Genomic DNA, 20447 nt, shown 5'->3' on the forward strand with positions numbered 1-20447 from the left:
ACTCCCTCTTTACTAGGGTTCATTCCCATGCGTATCCCCCGATTGGCGCTCATGGCGGGCGCCCTGGCGAGCGTGCTGTTCGCCGGCACGGCCCCTGCGGCCGCCGTCTCCGCTCCGGCGTACAAGCCGGTCCTGGCCAAGAACGCGATTTACAAGACGGGCGAGCTGGGCCTCGAGACCTGCGAGGAGCCGAAGGTCTTGACCGGGAGCGCGGAAGAGGTCAAGGGCTATATGGACGTGGTCCTCGACTGCCTCAACGCCGCCTGGGAACCGAAGATCAAGAAGGCCGGCTTCGCCTTCAGCAAGCCCTCGTTCCAGGTGGTCACCAAGGTCGGCGCGGCGACCGGATGCGGCAAGTACCCCGCGGGCGCGCTGGCGCTGTACTGCTCGCTCAACAAGAAGATCTCCCTCCTGGTCCAGCCGGCTCTCGTCGAGGAGCAGTCGGACATGCTCCTGCTGGTGACCGTCGCCCACGAGTACGGCCACCACATCCAGCAGCTCACGGGCATGTTCAAGGGCCTGACGCGCTACAACGGCAAGAACGAGGCCAGGGTGCTGGACGAGCTGCGCCGCTTCGAGCTGCAGGCCGAGTGCCTGAGCGGGGCGTTCATCGGCGACGTGTGGCACTCGCTCGGCCGCCGGCAGACCGAGTTCGACTACCTCGTCAAGGGCGGCGGCAGCGGCGCCGGCCTGGGCCTCATCGGGGTGAACGAGGAGGACTGGGGCTCGAAGACGCACGGCAAGCCCACCACCGTGGGCCGCTGGCTGAAGCGCGGCTTCGACACCGAGTCCGCGGGCGGCTGCAACACCTTCAAGGCGCCGAAGTCGCACGTACTTTAGGACTCTAGGACAAATCCCGACATATTGATCTATGATCCGCGGTCGTGCGCACTCTTCTCGTAGCGGCAGCTACGTGCACGATCGCGGGTCTTCTCTTATCGGGGCCGGCCCGGGCGGCGGCGCCGGGCACTCCCCAGGCCGGCTTGTCCGACGTGATGGGCGGTGACCAGCTCCGCCTGACATGCGCGATCCCCGCGATCCGGGCAGGTGTCGTCGCCTCGCTGAAGGCCTTCCACCGGGCGATGGCCCGCTGCGCCGACCGGTTCTGGGCCGATCGCTTCGCGGCCGCCGGGCTGACGTACAGCGCTCCCGAGGTGACGATCACGACAGGCGCCGACTCCGTCTGCGGGAAGATCACCAGCAGCGGCGCCCACTACTGCCCGCACCAGCGCACGATCGTCATCCGCATCACGAAACAGGACCTGCGGGACCCCTTCAGGATGAACATGGCGCACTCCGTCGCCCACGAGTGGGGGCATCACGTGCAGCAGCTCACCGGCGTGCTGGACGCGCAGAGCGCGCTGTACTGGCCGGCGTCCGGCAGCGCGCGCACCCTGCTCAGCCATCGTCTTGAGATGCAGGCCGAGTGCTTCGCCGGCGTCTTCTACAGTGCGACGCTCGAGTCGATCAAGCCCGGGATCGAGTGGGAGGAATGGATCGACGCCGTGCGGCGGGCCGAGGAGAGCGAGATCCACGGCAAGCCGAAGAACCTGGCGTTCTGGCAGGACCGTGGCTATCGGGGCGGGGCCACAGGCTTCTGCAACACGTGGACGGCCACCAAGGCCAAGGTCACCTGAGAAGATCAGGTGTTGGCGCGGGCCAGGACTTCCAAGGGGTCGGCGAGGACGTGGGCGAAGGCCAGCTCGGCGGCGCCCACCAGCGTGGCCGCGTCCCCCAGCGCCGAGGTGCGCAACCGCAGCCGCTCCCGCTGCGGCGCCATGGCGTGCAGCGCCAGCTGCGTACGCACCTGTGCCGCCGACCCGAGATAGACCTCACGCAACATCCCCCCGAAGATCAGCAGTTCCGGGTTGAAGATGTTCACCAGGTTCGCGACGCCCAGCCCCAGCCACTCGCCGATCCGGCTCAGCGCCTCCTGCGCGACGATGTCCCCCCGGTCGGCGGCCTCGACCACGGCCCGCACCGCGTCCCGCCCCTGCGGCCCGGCCCCGAACCGGCCGGCCGCCTCCAGCAGGGCCCGCTCCCCCACCTCCGCCTCCAGGCAGCCGTGCGAGCCGCAGCCGCACGCCCGGCCGCCCGGGTTGACCACCATGTGGCCGATCTCACCGCCGTAGCCGTCGTGACCGCCGAGCAGATGCCCTCCGGCGATGATCCCGCCGCCGATCCCCACGTCGCCGTGCAGGTAGATGAGGTCGCGGACGGCGACGCCGACGCCGCGGCTGTGCTCGGCCAGCGCGGCCAGGTTGGCGTCGTTGCCCACGCTGACCGGCAGCCCCAGACCCAGCTTGCGGCCCAGCTCCTCGCCGAACGGCACCTCCTCGGCCTTCAGGTTGGGCCCGAACATGACCACGCCGTCGGCCTTGCGCACGCCGCCCGACACGGCCGCCGCCGCGCCGACGCAGACCGTGTCGTCCCTGGTCTTGCGCCGCATCTGGCGGGCGAACCCGGCCAGCTCGCCGATCAGCTCCTCCAGCTCGAACGCACCCCGCCGCCGGACGGTCTCCCGTTGGTCGAGGATGACCCCGCCGAGACCGACCCGGGCGACGGCGAGCCGGTCGGGACCCACGTCGAAGGCGAACACGTAGACACGCGCCGACTCGGGGCGCACCACGAGCGAGGGCCGGCCCGCGCGGCCCGTCTCGCGGGGCAGCTCCTCGCGCACCAGCCCGGCGGCGGTGAGATCGGAGGTCAGGGCCATGATCGTGCTGCGGTTGAGCCCCATCTTCGAGGTCAGCTCGGCACGCGAGATCGGCCCGCCGAGGTGGACATGACGCAGCAGCGCGCCGAGGTTGTGGCGTCTGATGTCCTCTTGCGACGGGCCGGCACGCATGGGCTGGGGTTCCTTCAGGGGCTGCTGGTCGCCGATCACCTTAACCCAGCGGCAGCCGCCCGCTTGCGCGCCAAGGCGTCCACGCCTGCGGCAAGCAGCAGAACGGACCCCGTGACCAGATACTTCACGCTCGCCCCGTATCCCATCAGACCCATGCCGTTCTCGATCACGGCCACCACGGCGCCGCCGAGCACGGCGTCGAGCACCCGGCCCTTCCCGCCGAACAGGCTCGTTCCGCCGATGACCGCGGCGCCGACCGCGTACAGCAGGACGGAGCTGCCGCCCGTGTTCGGGTCGACGGAGCTGGCGCGGGAAGCGGCCACGATGCCGCCGATGGCGGCCATCGAGGAGCAGATCACGAACGCGCTGATCCTGAGCCGGTCGACCGGGATGCCCGCCCTGCGGGCGGCCTCGGTGTTCCCGCCGACCGCGTAGAGATGGCGGCCGAACGCGGTGCGCCGCAGGATCACGGTCCACACGACCAGCAGCACCAGGATGACGGGGACCACGATCGGCACGCCGGTCAGCGAGACCAGCAGGGGGTTGCGGCTGCGCTCCAGGTTGAGCACGAACACCGCGGCCCCGGCCAGCACCGCCAGCGCCCCGACGCGGAAGGCGATCAGCGACAGCGGGTCGGCCACCAGCCCGCGCTTGGCCCGCTTCCTGGCCCGCAGCAGTTGCACGGCCGCGAACACCGCCACGGACACGGCGTACAGCGCCCAGCCGAGCCACGGCGGCAGGTTCCTGTTCGCGATCGCGACGATCACGGTGTCCCGGATGGAGATGTTCGTGCCCTCGTCGACCAGCACCAGGACCAGGCCCTGGAAGGCGAGGAACGCGGCCAGCGTCACGACGAACGACGGTATGCCGACCTTGGCCACCAGCGTGCCGAGCACGGTCCCGATGATCACGCCGGTGATGATGGCGGCCAGCGCGCACACGTACCACGGCAGACCCATGCTGGTGAGCGTGACGGCGAGCACCGCCGCGCACACGCCGCTGGCGAAGCCGGCCGACAGGTCGATCTCGCCGAGCAGCAGCACGAACACCAGGCCCATCGCGATGAGCGTGACGGCGGCGCCCTGGGTGAACAGGTTGGCGAAGTTGCCCGCGGTCACGAAGGACGGGCGGGCGACGGCGAAGACCACGCAGAGCACGACCAGGCCGAGCACGGCGGGCAGCGCTCCCATGTCGCCGCCGCGCACCCGCTGAATGTACGCGCGGAAGCTGTTCTTGATCGACGGGGCCTGCGTCGCTGTGACGATGGCCTCGCCGGGGAGTTCCTTGACCTTGATCATGGCGTGACCCCGTTCTTGAGGCCGAGATCCCCGCTGCGGCCCGCGGTGATCAGTTCGACGACCTGGGCGTGCGTCACGTCGGAGGTCTTGACCTGTGCGGCCATCCTGCCGAGGTAGAGCGCCGCGATCCGGTCGGAGACGGCGAACACGTCGTTCATGTTGTGGGAGATGAGGACGACGGCGAGGCCCGTGTCGGCCAGCCTGCGGACGAGTTCGAGCACCTGCGCGGTCTGGGCGACGCCCAGCGCCGCGGTCGGCTCGTCGAGGATGACGACCTTGCTGTTCCACAGCACGGCCTTGGCGATGGCGACGGTCTGCCGCTGCCCGCCGGACAGGCTGGAGACCTGCTGCCGGATGGACTTGACCGTACGCACGGACAGGCTGCTGAGCGTCTTCTCGGCCAGTTCCTCCATGCTGTCCTCGTCCAGCAGGAGCCCGCTCTTGCGCTCCCTGCCGAGGAACATGTTCTGGACGATGTCGAGGTTGTCGCACAGCGCCAGGTCCTGGTAGACGATCTCGATCCCGAGCTCGCCCGCGTCGCGGGGAGTGTGGATCACGACCGGGCGGCCGTCGAACAGGACCTCGCCCGCGTCGATCGGATAGATGCCGCCGATGCACTTGACCAGCGTCGACTTGCCCGCGCCGTTGTCGCCGACGAGCGCTGTGACCTCGCCGGGGTACGCCGAGAGCTCGACGTTGTGCAGGACTTTCACCGGACCGAAGCTCTTGTCGATCCCGCGCACTTCAAGCAGGGGGGTCATGGGGCTCCCTCAAGGGGGCGCGACCGGCGGCCGCGCCCCCATGGACTCACTGGATTCCGGCCTCGGTGCACTTCGCGGCGAAGTCACCGGTGCACAGTTCCTCCTTGGTCACGTAACCGTCGGCCACCACGTCCTTGACGTTGTCGAAGTAGATGGCCTGGGGATCCATGAGCTCGGAAGGCACGTCCTGACCGGTCTCCGGGTCCTTGACGCTCGAGGCGGCCGTGGGCTTCTCACCCTTGGCCAGCGCCACCGCGAGCTTGGCCGCGGCGTCGGCCTCCTTCTTGACCGCCTTGTAGACGGTCATGCACTGGTCACCCGCGAGGATGTTCTGCAGGCCCTGGACGGTGGCGTCCTGGCCGGTGACCGGCACCTTGCCGTTGAGGTTGTTCTTCTTCAGCACGGTGATGGCGGCGTTGCCCAGGCCGTCGTTGGCGGCCAGCACGCCGGCGATCTTCGGCTGCTCGGTCAGCATCTGCTCGAACAGCGTTCCTGCCTGGGTGTTGTCCCAGTCGGGCACCGACTGCTCGGGGCCCTTGACGTAGTCGCCGGAGTCGAACTTCGGCTTGAGCACCCCGTCGTAGCCGCTCTTGAACAGCGTCGCGTTGTTGTCGGTCGGCGAGCCGTTCAGGTAAGCCACGATCGGCTTTTCGGCCTTCTTGTCGGTCAGGCACTTGGTGAGGCCTTCGCCCTGGAGCGTGCCGACCTTGGTGTTGTCGAAGCTGACGTAGTAGGCGGCGCCGCCGCCGAGCGTCAGCCGGTCGTAGTCGATCGTCGGCACACCTTGAGACTTGGCCTTCTCGATGACCGTCTTGCCGGTGCCGCTGTCGAGGTTGACGATCATCAGAACGGTGGCGCCGTTCGTGATCATCTGGTCGGCGATGGTCTGGAACGCCGTCTTGTCGTTCTGGGCGTTCTGAATGTCGTACTGGACGCCGGCTGTCGTGAACGCCTCTTGCAGGTACTTGCGGTCCGCCGTCTCCCACCGGGCGGACGACTTGCTGTCCGGCAGGATGACGCCGATCTTTCCCGCCTTGGCCGCGGGGGCCGATGCGGTCGACGTCGACGTGGTCTGACCGCTATCGCCCCCGCAGGCGGTGAGACCGAGGGCGAGCGCGGCTGCCGCGGCGGTCAAGCTGAGGATCCCCTTGCGCATGGTGCAGGGTCCTTTCTTCCGGAGGGGCCCGGATGAATGTTGTTTGCGGCAACGTATTCCGGGACGGCCTGCTTTGGAAGAGGCTGGGGGCCGGGAGTTTGTTGTATCCGGTAACAATCCAGAAACGCCACCTCAATCTCCCCGACTCCTCCTCGCCACCTGTGCACCACCAGGACCTTCCTGGGACAATCCGGGCATGGCAGATCTCGTCGAAGTCGTGGACTACGACCGGGGCTGGCCGGCGCGGTTCGCCGCACTGGGCGCGGCGATGCGTTCGGCGCTCGGCGACGTCGCGGTGCGCATCGATCACATCGGGTCGACGTCCGTTCCCGGTCTGGCCGCCAAGCCGGTGATCGACATCCAGATCTCGGTACGCTCCTTCGAGCCGCTGGAGGCGTTCAAGGCTCCGCTGGAACGTCTGGGACTGATGCATCGGGCGGGACTGTTCCGCGACTACCTGCGCGTCCACCCCGCCGCAGCGGCCGAGTTCGCCGAGGCGAAACGGCGCTGCGCGGAGCGCTTTCGCGACGAACGGGAGAAATACGTCGCGGCCAAGGAGCCGTACGTCTGGGACGTCGTGCGGCGGGCCGACACGTGGGCTCAGGGCGTCGGCTGGCGACCCGGTCCCAGCGACGCGTGAGGCGTCCTCAGGGTGCCATGACCTGGCTGACCACGTTCTGCACGATCAACGCCGCCGCCGAGGCCGCCGCCACGACCAGGACGCCCGCACGCACCTTCCCGCCGTCGAGATAGCGCCGCAACGGCCCCGACACCAAGAAGCCCAGCACCATCGGCACGATGAGGATCGCCCCCGTCGTCAGCGCCCGGGACGGCAACTCATCCACCAGGGCCAGGATGGCCAGCGACTGCGCCGCGCTGAGGAAGAAGAACATCGCCAGTGTCGCGCGAATCTGCGGGCCCTTGGCGTTCTGATAGACCAGCGCGAGAGGCGGCCCGCCGATGCCCGTGGCGGTGCCGGTGATCCCCGACACGAAACCCGCCGACGTGATCGTCACACCGTTGCGCGGCACGCTCAGCGCCCTGGCGGTCAATGCCACCGCGACGAGCACCATGACCGCGACGAAGATGCCGCGTGTGTAGACAGAAACGTAGACAACTATGAGTGCGCCGAGGACGCTGCCAGGGATCCTGCCGAGCACCGCGAAGCCCAGCCCGCGCCAGTCCACCTTCCGCCATTCGGCGGCCAGCGTGAACAGCGGCAACGTCATGTTGACGACCTGAATCGCGCCCGGCATCAGCTCGGGATTGAGCAAGGTGAGCACGGGCGCTGCGACCAGGCCAAGGCCGAAACCCACGGCGCCCTGGACGATCGCACCGACGAAAACCGCCAGACCGGCAAGGATCAGCACCAATGCGGCATTAGTCATGAACGAGAGTCAACCATCTTTACGCTCCGTTGCCGTTCCTGCTGCGAGAGTAACCGCTCCGGGGTATGGTTTCCAAGACGCCGACGTAGCCTGTCGAGTATGAGCATGAAGCCTAAAGCTGCGACGACGATACGCGTCAGCGTCGACACCAGAGACCGTCTAGCCCGAATCGCCCGGCAGGAGGGCCGAACCATGACCGAGGTGCTTAACGAAGCCATCGCCGACTACGAGCAGAAGCTGTTCTGGCAGACCCTCAACGAACAGATCGAGCGGACCCAGCGCGAAGACCCGGAGGGCTGGGCCGAATACCTCGCCGAGCGCGAGGCCTTCCTGGGTCCACGGCCACGCTCCCGTCAGATCGCACCGGAGTGGGAAGGACTGATCACATTCCCCGAGGAGAAGGATGAAACTAACGCAAGGTGAGATCTGGTTCACACGGTTCGATCCCCGCCCCATCGGTCGCGAGCAAGGCTTCGATCGTCCGGCCATGATTCTCAGCAACGACCAGTTCAACCGATCGAGGCTGGGGCTCGTCTGGGCGGTGCCGCTGACCAGCCGTGAGCGCGGATATGTTTCTCATATTCGCATTGGCGGCAAGGGCACGGGGCTAACCAAGACCAGTTGGGCGATGATCGAGCAGGTGCGCGCGATCTCGCCCGACAGGCTCGACTTCTTCATTGGCAACGCACCTGACGACGTCGTCGCAGAAGCGATCACCGCGCTCAACCGAATGCTATGAGGCTTGCCGCCCGGCGAAATAGTAGTTCGCCGGGTGGCATCCCCATCGTGCCACACGCCACTGATCGTTAAGCTGCCCATCGTGCAATCCCTCCCACTCAAGCGTGCCCTGACGCTCGTCGCGAGCCTGGCGATCGCCTGCGTACCCGCCCAGAGCGCCCAGGCGGCCCCAGTCGCTTTCCCCAAGAAGGCCGGCAAGCTGGCGATCACGTCGTGTCCGGAGACGGCGATCAGTTCGGGAGGGATTCCACGGACGCGGGAGTATCTCCAGGGCGTCGTGAAATGTCTGGACAAGTCGTGGGCGGCGTACTTCAAGCGGACGCGGTGGACGTTCCACAAGCCGGTCGTGCTCTACTTCGAGGAGCCCCAGAGCACCGTCTGCGGGGTGGCGTGGCCTGAGCACGCGGCGGCCTTCTACTGCACTGAGCGCGGCACGTTGGTGTTCCCGCTCACCGGGCGGTGGATCGAGGACAGGACTGATCTCTTTCCGTTCAAGGTGGCGGCCCATGAGTACGGGCATCATCTGCAGAGCCTCACCGGGGTGCGGGGCGCCTACGAAGTACGGGTGCGGGCCGAGCCGGTGCGTCAGGACGAACTGAAGCGGCGCTACGAGTTGCAGGCCGACTGCCTGGCCGGTGTGTTCCTGGGCAGCGTGTGGGGATCGCTGGACCGTACGGGGCGCGACTGGGAGGCGCTCGTCGATGTCACCCGGGCCAGCGGGGATGACGGCGATGATTACCGCAGCCATGGCAAGGGCGCCACCCGTGTCTACTGGCTCAAGCGCGGGTATCGGGCCCTGTCCCCCGCCGCCTGCGACACCTGGTCGGCGCCCACCTCGAAGGTCTCCTGACCGACGACTTCCACGCCGCCGCCACACGGCCGTGTCGCCGTGCCGCCGTGCCGCCGTGTCGCGTGCCGCCCTGTCGCCGTGCCGCCCTGTCGCCGTGCGGCCCTGTCGCCGTGCCGCCCTGCCGCCGTGTGCGAGGGTGCCGTTCAGCGGCCTCGTTGAACCGGTTAGTCGTCGCCTCGGCGGGCGGGTGTTCGTGCTGGATGAGGCCGCGGCGGCGGCATGGGAGCGCTTCCAAACGGACGTCTCGAAAGCGTCACGGCTATTGACGGCATGGACATGCGGAATTTACGTTCGCGGTACTTATCCGGTTCAGCAGGGTCGCGTGACCTGTGACTACTGAAGAGTGATCGCTCACCGGTCTCATAGGCGGAGCGTGCTTGCGTTACGTGTGGGAGCGCTCCCAGCAAACCCGGCACCAGCAGGCGCGGGGCCCGTCCGAGCCCGGCCCATCGGGGTGTTGAAGCACACGTGCGAACCTTCGCGCCAGACGCGCGGAGGGAAGGAGAGAAGCGATGCGTAACCGGGCTCGGATCATGATTCCGCTCGTGGCGGCGGGCCTGCTCGCCACGGCCTGCACCGGCGGCGGATCCACGCCGACCCCGCCGGCCGGTCAGACACAGGGGAGCCAGGGCGCGGCGGCTCCTGCCAACCCCGATCAGCTGCCGCGTAGCGAGACGCTCTACACCACGGGCACGCAATGGGGTCCACCGGCCAACTTCAACCCGATCAGGGAATGGGACTCGGCCGTGGGCACCAAGGGCCTGGTGTACGAGACGTTGTTCCACTACGACACCACCGCGGCCAAGCTCACCCCGTGGCTGGCCGAGAGCGGCTCGTGGGCCGACGACTCCACCTATCAGGTCAAGCTGCGCCAGGGGATCAAGTGGTCCGACGGGCAGCCGCTGACCGCCAAGGACGTGGTGTTCTCGTTCGAGCTCGGCAAGATGGAGACGATCCCGTACCACAACCTGTGGACCTGGCTGAAGACCGTCGAGGCCGTTGACGACCAGACGGTGACGTTCACCTTCTCCAAGGCCAACTACCAGCAGTGGGACTTCAACCTCTACGGCCGCACGATCGTGCCCGAGCACATCTGGAAGGGCCGCTCGGAGAAGGAGGTCCTGGACGGGGTCAACGAGAACCCGGTCGGCACCGGCGCGTACAAGTTCATGAGCAAGGACCAGGACCGCGTGGTGCTGCAGCGCCGCGACGACTGGTGGGGCAAGACGGCACTGAACATGGAGCCCAAGCCCCGCTACATCGTGGACATCGCCACCCCGAGCAACGAGGTCGCGCTGGGTCTGCTGATGCAGAAGGGCCTGGACCTGTCCAACAACTTCCTGCCCGGCGTGGCGAACCTGGTCAAGGGCAACTTCGGCCTGACGACCTACTACGCCGAGCCGCCGTACCACCTGTCCGCCAACACCGCCTGGCTGGTGCCCAACAACACCAAGAAGCCGATGAACGACCCGGCCTTCCGCAAGGCGCTGGCCTCCTCCATCGACACCAAGCAGATCGTCGAGGGCGTCTACGGCAACCTGGTCAAGGCTTCCAGCCCGACCGGCCTGCTGCCGCAGTGGGAGCAGTTCGTGGACCAGAACGTGGTCTCCTCCTCCGGGTTCGCGTTCGACGCCGCCAAGGCCAAGAAGCTGCTGTCGGACGCCGGCTACAAGGACACCGACGGCGACGGGTTCGTGGAGAACAAGGACGGCTCCAAGATGAACCTGACGCTCATCGTGCCGTCCGGCTGGACCGACTGGATGGAGTCGGCCCGGTCCATCGCGACCAGCGCCAAGGGCGCCGGCATCCAGATCACGCCGGACTTCCCCGACTTCAACGCGCTGGTCGAGAAGCGCGCGAAGGGCGACTACGACCTGCTGATCAACAACGAGCGGCAGCTGTCGAACTCGCCGTACACCTACTACGAGTACATGTTCCAGCTGCCGATCCAGAAGCAGCAGAACACCGTCAACTTCGCCCGTTACGAGAACAAGAAGGCCTGGGACCTGGTGCAGCAGCTCGACCAGGTCAAGACCGACGACGTCGAGGGCATGAAGAAGATCATCTCACAGCTCCAGCAGATCCACCTGGACGACATGCCGGTGATCCCGCTCTGGTACAACGGCCTGTGGGCGCAGTCCAGCAACTCCGTGTGGAAGAACTGGCCGTCCGGCGCGGGCAGCGCTCCCAAGACCGGCGCCGTCATGTGGCGTAACTGGCTCGAACTCGGCGGTTTCGAGAGCCTCACCCAGCTCCAGCCCTCCGGCTCCTGATCGGCCCCTCGACCCCGCCAACCCCTTAGCCCCCCGCTCGCCGAGCGGGGGGCCTTCCCGGAGAGCCGCACGTGCGTCGTTATTTCGGCAGAAAACTCCTCATCTACGGATTGACCTTCTTCGTCGCGGTCACGGTCAACTGGATGATCCCGCGCTTCATGCCGGGTGACCCCGTCGCCAGCATGGTGGCCAGGGCCAACGTGACCAGGCCCGAGGCCGTGGAGGCCATGCGGGCCTACTACAACAACCTCTTCGGCTTCGACCAGCCGCTGTGGCAGCAGTATCTGAACTTCTGGGGCGCCCTGTTCAGGGGCGACTTCGGGCTGAGCATCTGGCTGTTCCCGACGCCGGTCAGCGACGTGATCATCAACGCGGTGCCGTACACGCTGGCGCTGATCGTCCCGTCGGTGCTGCTCAGCTGGGTGGTGGGCAACCAGTTCGGCGCGTACGCCGCCCGCCGCAAGCTCCTCGACAACACCGTGCTCCCGGTCGGGTACGTGTTGACGGCCATGCCGTACATGTGGCTGGCGGTGCTCCTGGCGTGGGCGCTCGGCGTGATCGGCGGCTTCTTCCCGGTCGCCGGCGGCTACAGCTTCTCGATGCGCCCCAACTGGTCGTGGACCTTCATGCTCGACCTGGTGCACCACTGGACGCTGCCGTTCCTGTCGTTGTTCCTGGTGGCGCTGGGCGGCTGGGCCATCGGCATGCGCAACATGATCATCTATGAGCTGGAGTCCGACTACTCCAACTACCTGTCGGCGCTCGGCGCCCCGTCCAGGCTGATCCGCAGGTATGCCTTCCGCAACGCCGTCCTGCCGCAGATCACCGGCCTGGCGCTGCAGCTGGGCGTGCTGGTGGCCGGAGCGCTGGTCACCGAGATCGTCTTCGCCTATCCGGGCCTCGGCAGCCTGATTCTCAACGCCATCAAGAACAAGGACTTCTTCCTGCTCCAGGGCTCGTTCCTGTTCATCGTGCTCGGCGTGCTGATCGCCAACTTCATCATCGACATCGTCTACGTCGTGGTCGATCCGCGGACCAGGGCGGGAATGGCGGGTGCGCAGGCATGACGACGCTCCAGGAAGTCGCCCCGCGCGAGCGGGCCGGGGTGCGGCGCGAGGCGCTGTACTTCGCGGTGCGCAACGGCAAGCTGATGACCGGCCTCGGCATCGTGCTCGCGCTGCTCGTGCTGGGCATGATCGGGCCGCTGTTCGTGGACGCCGCGCCCAACCAGTACGGCCCGAAGCCCATGAGCCCGCCCTCCGGCGAGTACTGGCTCGGCACCAGCACGTTCGGCCAGGACATCTTCGCCCAGTTCGTGCACGGGCTGCGCAGCACCTTCGCGGTCGGCGTGATCGGCGGCGGCATCGCCGCGGTCATCGGCATGGTCGTCGGCTTCGTGGCCGGCTACCTCGGCGGCATCGTCGACGAGGTGCTCAACATGCTGACCAACATCATCCTGGTCATCCCGACCTTGGCCGTGCTGCTGATCATCAACGCGTATCTGGGCATCCGCAGCGTGGCCGTGCAGGGGCTGTTCATCGGGCTGACGCAGTGGCCGTGGGCGGCGCGGGCGATCAGGGCGCAGACGTTCTCGCTGCGTACGCGGGAGTTCGTGGACCTGGCCAGGATGAGCGGCTCGGGCACCGGGCGGATCATCGCCAGGGAGGTCGCGCCGAACATGAGCTCCTACCTGTTCATGACGTTCATCCTGCTGTTCGGCGGCTCGGTGCTCATCGCCTCCTCGCTGGACTTCATCGGCCTCGGCCCCACCGAGGGGGTCTCGCTGGGGTTGATGCTGCAGAACGCCACCCAGTGGAGCGCACTCCAGTTAGGCATGTGGTGGTGGTTCGTGCCGCCGGGCGCGGCCATCACGGCCATCGTGGGCGCCCTGTACGTGGCCAACGTCGGCCTCGACGAGGTCTTCAACCCGAAGCTGAGGGAGACATGAGTCTGCGGGTCAGCGAGCTGCGCGTGCACTACAGGACGCTGAAGGGCGAGGTACGCGCCCTCGACGGCATGTCCTTCGACCTCGGCGACGGCGAGATCCTCGGCCTGGTCGGCGAGTCCGGCTGCGGCAAGAGCACGCTGGGCAAGAGCCTCATCCGCATGGACGGCCGCATGCAGCACGTGGGCGGCCGCGTGGAGCTCGACGGCACGGAGCTGCCGATCGCCGACGACCGCAGGATGAACGACTTCCGCTTCAAGGAGGTCTCCCTCATCCCGCAGTACGCCATGAGCGCGCTCAACCCCACCCGCAAGATCCGCAGGATGGTGACCGAGCTGCTCAAGTCCCGGGGCGCGACCCTCGACACCGCGGAGTTGGAGCGCCGGATGGACCAGGTCGGGCTGCCGCGCGAGGTGCTCGACCGCTACCCGATCGAGCTGTCGGGCGGCATGAAGCAGCGCATGGTGATGGTCATCTCCACGCTGCTCGACCCGTCGCTGCTGATCGCCGACGAGGTCACCTCCGCGCTGGACGTCTCCACCCAGAAGGCCGTCGCCCGCGCCCTGCTCGGCTTCCGCGACAGCGGCTACGTCAAGAGCATGATCTTCGTCACCCACGACCTCGCGCTCACCCACCACATCGCCGACACGATCATGGTCATGTACGCGGGCAAGCTGGCCGAGAAGGCGCCCGCCGACGTGATCGTCAAGGCGCCGCGGCACCCGTACACGAGGCTGCTCCTGGACTCCCTGCCCGAGGTCGGCGTGCGGTACGCCGAGCGCCGGCTGGAGGGCATCGCCGGCAGCCCGCCGTCGCTGCTGAACCCGCCGGCCGGTTGCCGCTTCCGCGATCGCTGCCCGATCGCCGGGGACGAGTGCGCCGAGGAGCCGCCGGTGGTCGAGATCGCGCCCGCCCACCACGTCGCCTGCTGGAAGGCATGATGCTGAGACTCGACGACGTCACCAAGGAATTCAAGGTCGGCGCCTTCGGCGGCAAGACCGTCGCGGCCGTGCGGAGCGTCAGCTTCGACGTCGTGCCCGGCGAGGTCGTCTCCCTGATCGGGGAGAGCGGCAGCGGCAAGAGCACGATCGGCCGCATGATCCTCGGGCTGAACCCGGTGACCAGCGGCTCGATCACGTTCGACGGGCGGCCGGTGCGCGGCGCCAAGGAGTACTACCGCCATGTCCAGGGGATCTTCCAGGATCCGTTCAGCTCGTTCAACCCGGTGTTCAAGGCCGACCGCGTGTTCGCCATGATCAAGGAGTCGTACTACCCGGCGGTGCCCGAGCAGGAGTGGGACGAGCGGGTGCGCGCCGCGCTGCGGGACGTGCGGCTCAATCCGGACCAGGTGCTCGGCAAGTATCCGCACCAGCTCAGCGGCGGCCAGCTGCAGCGCCTGCTCATCGCCCGGGCGCTGCTGCTGGACATCAAGCTGCTGGTGGCCGATGAGATCACCAGCATGCTGGACGCCTCCACCCGCATCGACGTGCTCAACCTGCTGGCCGAGCTGAAGACCAGAGGACTCGGCGTGCTCTACATCACGCACGACCTGTCGCTCGGCAACTACCTGGCCGAGCGCACGGTGGTGCTGCGCAAGGGCGGCGTGGTGGAGATGGGGCTGACGGACAAGGTCTTCGGCGACCCGCTGCACCCGTACACGCGCGAACTGCTGTCGGCGGTGCCGCGCCTGCACGAGGAGTGGGCCGACGCCGCGGCCGTGGACAGCTGCCTCTACCACGAGCGCGGCGCGACCGGGGCCCTGTTGGAGGCCGGACCGGGGCATTTCGTGGCCTGCGCCCAGCTCGAAACCTGCTAAGGAGATCTACTTGACCTACCGTCCGCTGCACGACGGCTGGACCCTGTCGTCGCAGGACATCACGGGCGTGGCCGCGACCGTGCCCGGCTGCGTGCACATCGATCTGCTCGCGGCCGGGATCATCGACGACCCCTATCTCGACGACCACGAGCACCGCCTGGCCTGGATCGGCCGGACGGAATGGACCTACCGCACCACGTTCGCCTGGTCGCCGGACGAGCACGAGCGCACGGACCTGGTGTGCGAGGGCCTGGACACGGTCGCCGCGATCGAGCTCAACGGGGTGCGCGTCGGCAGCACGGCCAACCAGCACCGCTCCTACCGCTTTCCTGTCCGCCACCTGCTGCGGGACGGTGACAACGAGCTGACGGTGACCTTCGGTTCGGCCTACGCCTACGCCGAGGAGCGGCGGGCGGCGCTCGGGACGCGGCCGGGCGCCTACGACGAGCCCTATCCCTTCATCCGCAAGATGGCCTGCAACTTCGGCTGGGACTGGGGTCCCACGCTGGTCACGGCCGGGATCTGGCGGCCGATCGGGCTGGAGAGCTGGAGCGGCGCCCGGCTGGCGGAGGTGCGCCCGCTTGCGCATGCGGACGGCACGGTGCACGTGCACGTCCGCGTCGAGCGGACCGCCGAGGAGCCGCTCACGCTGTCCGCCGAGATCGCCGGGGTCACCGCGGAGCAACGCGTGGACGGGCGGGCCGCCGTGCTCTCGCTCCAGGTCTCCGGCCCCGAGCCGTGGTGGCCACGCGGATACGGCGACCAGCCCCTCTACGATCTGGCCGTCCGCCTCGGCGAGGACGTATGGCGGGGCAGGATCGGGTTCCGGTCCGTGGAGCTGGAGCGTGAGGCGTTCAGGCTCGAGGTCAACGGCGTCCCGGTCTTCGTCAAGGGCGTCAACTGGATCCCCGACGACTGCTTCCCCTCCCGCGTCACCAGGGAACGCCTGGCCGAGCGGCTTGGGCAGGCCGCGGACGCAGGGGTCAACCTGCTGCGGGTCTGGGGCGGCGGCCTGTACGAGAGCGACGACTTCTACGACCTGGCCGACGAGCTGGGCCTGATGGTCTGGCAGGACTTCCCGTTCGCCTGCGCCGCCTACCCGGAGGAGGAGCCGTTCCGCTCCGAGGTGGCCGCGGAGGCCAGGGAGAACGTGTCCCGGCTCGCCCCGCATCCCAGTCTGGTGGTGTGGTGCGGCAACAACGAGAACCTGGAGGGCCACGCCGACTGGGGCTGGCAGGAGCGGCTCGAGGGGCGCAGCTGGGGGGCGGGGTTCTACTACGACCTGCTCCCCGGGATCGTCGCCGAGCTCGACCCCACGCGCCCGTACTGGCCGGGCAGTCCTTACTCGGGCGCGCCCGGCCTGCCGCCGGACGACCCCGCGCGTGGCACGATCCATATTTGGGACGTCTGGAACCGCGAGGATTACTCCCGGTACGCCGCCTACCGGCCCCGGTTCGTGGCCGAGTTCGGCTTCCAGGGGCCGCCCGCGTACGCGACCCTGCGCCGGGCCTCCTCCGACGAGCCGCTGACGCCGGACTCCGCGCACCAGAAGGCGATCGACGGGCGCGCCAAGCTGCTGCGCGGGCTGGGCGAGCACCTGCCGCGGCCTGAGACGTTCGACGACTGGCACTACCTGACGCAGCTCAACCAGGCGCGGGCGGTGACGTTCGGGATCGAGCGGTTCCGCTCGCTCATGCCCTGGACGATGGGCACGATCGTCTGGCAGCTCAACGACTGCTGGCCGGTGACGTCGTGGTCTGCCGTCGACGGCGACGGCCGCCGCAAGCCGCTCTGGTACGCGCTGCGCCGCGCCTACGCCCACCGGCTGCTCACCGTGCAGGACGGCGAGCTCGCCCTGGTCAACGACCTGCCCGAGCCCTGGTCGGGTGAGCTGCAGCTGGTCCGGCAGAGCCTGTCGGGCGAGCCTTTGGCCAAGGAGGTCGTGGCCGTGCACGTGGCCCCCCGGTCGGTGACCAAGGTGACGCTGCCGGAGCCGGTCGCCGTGCCCGACGACCCGGCGCGGGAGCTGCTCGCCGCCCGGCTGGGCCACGTCCGCGTGGTGCGCCTCTACGCCGAGGACACCGCCGTGGCGTTGCCCGACGCGGCCTACGACGCCTACGTCGAGCGGTCGTCCGGCGGCTACCGGGTGATCGTGACCGCGATCAGTCTGCTGCGGGAGCTCGCGATCTTCCCCGACCGGCTCGACCCGGACGCGACCGTGGACGACCAGCTCGTCACCCTGCTGCCGGGCGAGAGCGCGGTCTTCCAGGTCACCACGGCCAGGGATCTGGACGCCGGGGCGTTGACGAGCTTTCCCGTGCTGCGGTGCGTGAACGAGGTCAGACCCTGAACTCCTCGGTGCGGTGCGCGTACGCGGGCACCGCGGCCCGCATCGCGTCGGTGACGACCGGCGGCGGCAGCGGCGCGATCTCGCGCTCGTGGAAGCGCAGCACGTCCTCGCCGCCGGCGTACAACTCCCGCACCGCCCGCAGGCAGGGGGCCACGACATGGGGATCGGTGATGCGCCGGCCTCCCCCGCAGCCGCCGTAGCGGTCGTAGAGCACCTCGTACATGAGGGACGGCGAGAAGATCACCAGCTCGGGCAGGGGGTCGAGGGCGGCGACCCGCTCGGCGGGCACCACCCGGCAGGGTGATCCGGCCCGGGCGCGCACGGCCAGCACGTGCAGCTCCCACTGCAGGTACGCGGTGATCGGGAACTCCACGACCCGCACCCGCCAGACCGGCACGCGGCTGCGGAAGTAATCCTCCAGCGGCCCGGTCATGCGCTCGGCCAGGGCCAGCGAGCCCGCCCAGTCACCGTCCATCATGGCCCGCCAGCTCGCCACGTCCGGCTCGTAGAACACCTGGGCGCGCTCCAGCTTCCACATCGGCTCGGTGCGTGCGGTGTGGTCGCGGTCGAATCGGGACTGATAGTCCGGCACGTCCAGGTCGAGCCCGTCGGCGTGCGCGACGGCGGCGAACGGGTTGGCCGGAGTGCCCTCGGTCATGCGGCGTCCCTTTCGCGTTTAAGGCCCGCCCAGATCATCAGTTCAGCCCACGACAGGGTCAAGGCCCAAAACCGACCTGGACGGACCTCAGCGGCGATAGTGGAAACGCCGGTGGATCAGGCTGAAGACCATCGCGCCCACGAACAGCGCGAACAGCACCTTGAAGATGCCGAGCCCGAAGATCAGGCTCAACACCATGAGCACGAACAGCACGCCGACGAACGGGTGCGGGCCCCGGTGATGCTGCCGCAACGGGTGCCCGTGGCGGTGCCACTGCCGCCGCATCTCCCTTTGGGCCTGGCGCATGTCGCTATGGGCCTGCCGCATGGCCTCGACCTGGTAGCGGTTCGCCATCATCGAGGCGCGCCAGTCGTCCATGGCGTGCTGCGGAGTGGGCTGATGCCCGGGCAGGTCGGCCGTGATCTGCGTCAGGTCCCGGCCGGTCTTGGCGGTCAGCGTCCGGTCGAGCCGCTCGTCGAGCTCCTCGTGGGTCAGGCGGCCCTGCGCGAAGTGCTCACGCAGGGCGGCCATCGTCTGCTCACGCTCGGCATCGCCGATGCGCAGGTCGTCACGCTCCATACCCGACTCCTCGGTCCCCGTAGCCCGGTCACTCCTCGCCCGGTTCGTCGTCTGCCAGGATCTGGTAGAGCTTGCGCCGGGTCTCTACCAAAGTCTTACGCGCTTCCCGGATTTGTGCGTCGTTTCCGGTTTGGAGAATTTGCATCATCGCGAAGGCCGACTGGCGGGCGATGTGCCAGAGATCGGCGGTGTTGTCGTCGATGTCCGGGCGCATCTCGTCCCACGGGGCGCGGACCTCGTCGGCGTGCGCCTCGATGTAAGTGCGGCCTTCGTCGGTAAGGCGGAAGGTCTTGCGGCCTTCGCTCTCCTCCGAGACCACCAGGCCCTCGTCGGTGAGCTGCTGCAGCGCCGGGTAGACGGCGCCCGGGCTGGGCTTCCAGCCGCCCTCGCTGCGCTCGGCGATCTCCTGGATGATCTGGTAGCCGTTGCGCGGCTGCTCGGCGAGCAGGGCCAGGATCGCGGCGCGCACGTCGCCCCGCTTGGCCTTGCGGCCCCTGCCGCCCCAGCCACGGTGACCGCCCCACGGCCCGCCGGGGCCGCCCCAGGGACCGCCCCGCCCGAAGTCGAACGGGAACGGTCCTGGACCGCGCCGCGGGCCGCGCTCCCGGTGCTCGTGGTGGTGGTGCCGGCCACCCATCTGCTCGAAGGCCTCAGACAAGGTCTTGAACGCCTCGCGGGCTGCCTGCTTGGCCTCGCGGGCCGCCTGACGGTATTCGTGTGCGCCGGGCCAGTGCCCTCCTGCTGTTTGTGCGGAACTCATAGGTTTCCCCCTATATCGTGATCTGTTCTCGATGCGTCAACGATATATCGATAGCGTGTCGTTCGCAAGCGCCGACCAAGAGTGATCCAGATCACGAAAAAGTTGCGGAATCCGGGAACAGGATTGGGGAGAGGGTCGTTGTTCAGAGCAGACGAGGTCGTTCCGCGTCGGCAGGGCTGGGGGGTGCTGTCGCCGCGGAGACGACCTCGTCTGCGTTTCCGGCTCATGCTTCGCCGTGTCCGGCCCCGCTTCACCGCGTAAAGGGCTTCTTTGCCGTACAGTCCCGATCATGATGGGGCACACGCATGCGTTGACCGGGGCCATCGCCTGGTTGGGGCTGGCGCCGCCGCTGGCGGCGCTGCCGCTGCTGACCGAGTCCTCCCGGTTCATCGAGACAGGGATCATGGCGGGCGCGTTAGGCCCCGCCGAGCTGATCGCGGGCGCCGTGGTCTGCGCGGGCGCCGCGATGCTGCCCGACCTCGACCACCCGAGCGCGACCATCGCTCAGACGTTCGGGCCGGTCACGTGGGGGCTCAGCAAGGCCGTGTCGTGGATCAGCGGCGGGCACCGCGGCGCCACGCACTCGCTGGCCTTCGCCGTGGCGATGGGGTTCGGGGCGCACTGGCTGGCCAACACCTATCCCATCGGCCGCGACATCATGGTCGTGCTGCTCATCGGTCTCGCGCTGCGCGCGGTGGGCATCGGGATCCCGGGAAACAAGATGGGGTCCGCCATGATCAACGTCGGGCTGACCGCCGGGCTCTACGCCGTCTTCCTCTCGCTGTCCGTCGGGTACGCGTGGCTGGGGCTGGCCGTGGCGATCGGCTGCCTGATCCATGTGGTAGGCGACTGCATGACCGAACGGGGCTGTCCGGTGTTGTGGCCGCTGGGCGCGAAGTTCATGCTGCCGTGGAAGATCGGCATCAAGACGGGCAAGACGTTCGAGCAGAAGATCCTGGCGCCGATCCTGTCGGTCGCGATCATCGGCCTGCTGTTCTGGCGCCTGGCGCCCGTTTAACTTGATGTC

General features: G+C 68.3%; 21 protein-coding genes. 13 read left to right on the forward strand and 8 right to left on the reverse strand.

Features of this window, described 5'->3' with window-relative positions:
• The first annotated feature begins 27 nt into the window (after nt 1-27).
• Both ACTWQA_RS16395 and ACTWQA_RS16400 read left to right on the forward strand, forming a co-directional pair.
• Nucleotides 28-840 carry a neutral zinc metallopeptidase gene (locus tag ACTWQA_RS16395; RefSeq protein WP_443160070.1) on the forward strand — a complete coding sequence of 271 codons (813 nt, stop codon included), beginning with the start codon at nt 28-30 and terminating at the stop codon, nt 838-840.
• Nucleotides 841-884: 44 nt separating this feature from the next.
• Complete coding sequence (locus ACTWQA_RS16400; protein WP_443160071.1) at nt 885-1637, forward strand: neutral zinc metallopeptidase; 753 nt, start codon at nt 885-887, stop codon at nt 1635-1637.
• A gap of 5 nt (nt 1638-1642) precedes the next feature.
• Here the strand turns inward: ACTWQA_RS16400 and ACTWQA_RS16405 are convergent, their stop codons facing one another.
• The 4 genes from ACTWQA_RS16405 to ACTWQA_RS16420 are packed head-to-tail and all read right to left on the reverse strand — an operon-like array spanning nt 1643 to nt 6063.
• Nucleotides 1643-2848 (reverse strand): ROK family transcriptional regulator, encoded by a 1206-nt coding sequence (locus ACTWQA_RS16405; protein WP_443160072.1) that lies wholly within the window; start codon nt 2846-2848, stop codon nt 1643-1645.
• A gap of 35 nt (nt 2849-2883) precedes the next feature.
• A complete protein-coding gene (locus tag ACTWQA_RS16410) occupies nt 2884-4146 on the reverse strand; it encodes a sugar ABC transporter permease (RefSeq protein WP_443160073.1) in 1263 nt (420 codons plus the stop codon).
• The gene (locus ACTWQA_RS16415) at nt 4143-4907 is read right to left on the reverse strand and encodes an ATP-binding cassette domain-containing protein (RefSeq protein WP_443160074.1); all 765 of its coding nucleotides are present in this window, start codon (nt 4905-4907) and stop codon (nt 4143-4145) included. Before ACTWQA_RS16415 ends, ACTWQA_RS16410 begins: the two co-directional genes overlap by 4 nt.
• A gap of 46 nt (nt 4908-4953) precedes the next feature.
• Nucleotides 4954-6063 (reverse strand): sugar ABC transporter substrate-binding protein, encoded by a 1110-nt coding sequence (locus tag ACTWQA_RS16420; protein WP_443160075.1) that lies wholly within the window; start codon nt 6061-6063, stop codon nt 4954-4956.
• A gap of 196 nt (nt 6064-6259) precedes the next feature.
• Here ACTWQA_RS16420 and ACTWQA_RS16425 point away from each other — a divergent pair, with 196 nt between their 5' ends.
• Nucleotides 6260-6703 carry a GrpB family protein gene (locus ACTWQA_RS16425; protein ID WP_443160076.1) on the forward strand — a complete coding sequence of 148 codons (444 nt, stop codon included), beginning with the start codon at nt 6260-6262 and terminating at the stop codon, nt 6701-6703.
• 7 nt (nt 6704-6710) lie between these two features.
• On the opposite strand, the gene ACTWQA_RS16430 is transcribed toward ACTWQA_RS16425, so the two are convergent.
• Entirely contained in the window at nt 6711-7451 is a 741-nt protein-coding gene (locus tag ACTWQA_RS16430; protein ID WP_443160077.1) for a sulfite exporter TauE/SafE family protein, read from the reverse strand.
• A 192-nt stretch (nt 7452-7643) separates the two neighbouring features.
• Here ACTWQA_RS16430 and ACTWQA_RS16435 point away from each other — a divergent pair, with 192 nt between their 5' ends.
• The 9 genes from ACTWQA_RS16435 (at nt 7644) to ACTWQA_RS16475 (ending at nt 17423) form a co-directional block, all read left to right on the forward strand.
• Entirely contained in the window at nt 7644-7874 is a 231-nt protein-coding gene (locus ACTWQA_RS16435) for a hypothetical protein (protein WP_443160078.1), read from the forward strand.
• Nucleotides 7855-8190 carry a type II toxin-antitoxin system PemK/MazF family toxin gene (locus tag ACTWQA_RS16440; RefSeq protein ID WP_305922620.1) on the forward strand — a complete coding sequence of 112 codons (336 nt, stop codon included), beginning with the start codon at nt 7855-7857 and terminating at the stop codon, nt 8188-8190. Before ACTWQA_RS16435 ends, ACTWQA_RS16440 begins: the two co-directional genes overlap by 20 nt.
• Before the next feature lie 81 nt (nt 8191-8271).
• Nucleotides 8272-9039 (forward strand): neutral zinc metallopeptidase, encoded by a 768-nt coding sequence (locus tag ACTWQA_RS16445; protein WP_443160079.1) that lies wholly within the window; start codon nt 8272-8274, stop codon nt 9037-9039.
• A 512-nt stretch (nt 9040-9551) separates the two neighbouring features.
• A complete protein-coding gene (locus ACTWQA_RS16450) occupies nt 9552-11312 on the forward strand; it encodes an ABC transporter substrate-binding protein (RefSeq protein WP_443160080.1) in 1761 nt (586 codons plus the stop codon).
• A 71-nt stretch (nt 11313-11383) separates the two neighbouring features.
• The gene (locus ACTWQA_RS16455) at nt 11384-12379 is read left to right on the forward strand and encodes an ABC transporter permease (protein ID WP_305922415.1); all 996 of its coding nucleotides are present in this window, start codon (nt 11384-11386) and stop codon (nt 12377-12379) included.
• On the forward strand, nt 12376-13260 hold the full coding sequence (locus tag ACTWQA_RS16460; protein ID WP_443160081.1) for an ABC transporter permease: 885 nt from the start codon (nt 12376-12378) through the stop codon (nt 13258-13260). The genes ACTWQA_RS16455 and ACTWQA_RS16460 overlap by 4 nt, the downstream gene beginning before the upstream one ends.
• Nucleotides 13257-14198, forward strand: coding sequence for an ABC transporter ATP-binding protein (locus tag ACTWQA_RS16465; RefSeq protein WP_443160082.1), 942 nt, complete (start codon nt 13257-13259; stop codon nt 14196-14198). Before ACTWQA_RS16460 ends, ACTWQA_RS16465 begins: the two co-directional genes overlap by 4 nt.
• Nucleotides 14198-15073: an ABC transporter ATP-binding protein gene (locus ACTWQA_RS16470; protein WP_443160127.1), complete on the forward strand. Its 876-nt coding sequence runs from the start codon at nt 14198-14200 to the stop codon at nt 15071-15073. Before ACTWQA_RS16465 ends, ACTWQA_RS16470 begins: the two co-directional genes overlap by 1 nt.
• A gap of 10 nt (nt 15074-15083) precedes the next feature.
• Nucleotides 15084-17423 carry a glycosyl hydrolase 2 galactose-binding domain-containing protein gene (locus ACTWQA_RS16475; RefSeq protein WP_443160083.1) on the forward strand — a complete coding sequence of 780 codons (2340 nt, stop codon included), beginning with the start codon at nt 15084-15086 and terminating at the stop codon, nt 17421-17423.
• Here the strand turns inward: ACTWQA_RS16475 and ACTWQA_RS16480 are convergent.
• The 3 genes from ACTWQA_RS16480 to ACTWQA_RS16490 form a co-directional block, all read right to left on the reverse strand.
• Entirely contained in the window at nt 17413-18081 is a 669-nt protein-coding gene (locus ACTWQA_RS16480; RefSeq protein WP_443160084.1) for a DUF6879 family protein, read from the reverse strand. The genes ACTWQA_RS16475 and ACTWQA_RS16480 overlap by 11 nt on opposite strands.
• Before the next feature lie 87 nt (nt 18082-18168).
• The gene (locus ACTWQA_RS16485; protein ID WP_443160085.1) at nt 18169-18660 is read right to left on the reverse strand and encodes a DUF1707 SHOCT-like domain-containing protein; all 492 of its coding nucleotides are present in this window, start codon (nt 18658-18660) and stop codon (nt 18169-18171) included.
• Nucleotides 18661-18688: 28 nt separating this feature from the next.
• A complete protein-coding gene (locus ACTWQA_RS16490; RefSeq protein ID WP_443160086.1) occupies nt 18689-19420 on the reverse strand; it encodes a PadR family transcriptional regulator in 732 nt (243 codons plus the stop codon).
• Nucleotides 19421-19709: 289 nt separating this feature from the next.
• Between ACTWQA_RS16490 and ACTWQA_RS16495 the strand changes: the two genes are divergently transcribed.
• Complete coding sequence (locus ACTWQA_RS16495) at nt 19710-20438, forward strand: metal-dependent hydrolase (RefSeq protein ID WP_443160087.1); 729 nt, start codon at nt 19710-19712, stop codon at nt 20436-20438.
• Nucleotides 20439-20447 lie beyond the last annotated feature (9 nt).

Origin of the sequence: Nonomuraea sp. 10N515B, assembly GCF_052245915.1 — a bacterium.
Lineage (GTDB): Bacteria > Actinomycetota > Actinomycetes > Streptosporangiales > Streptosporangiaceae > Nonomuraea.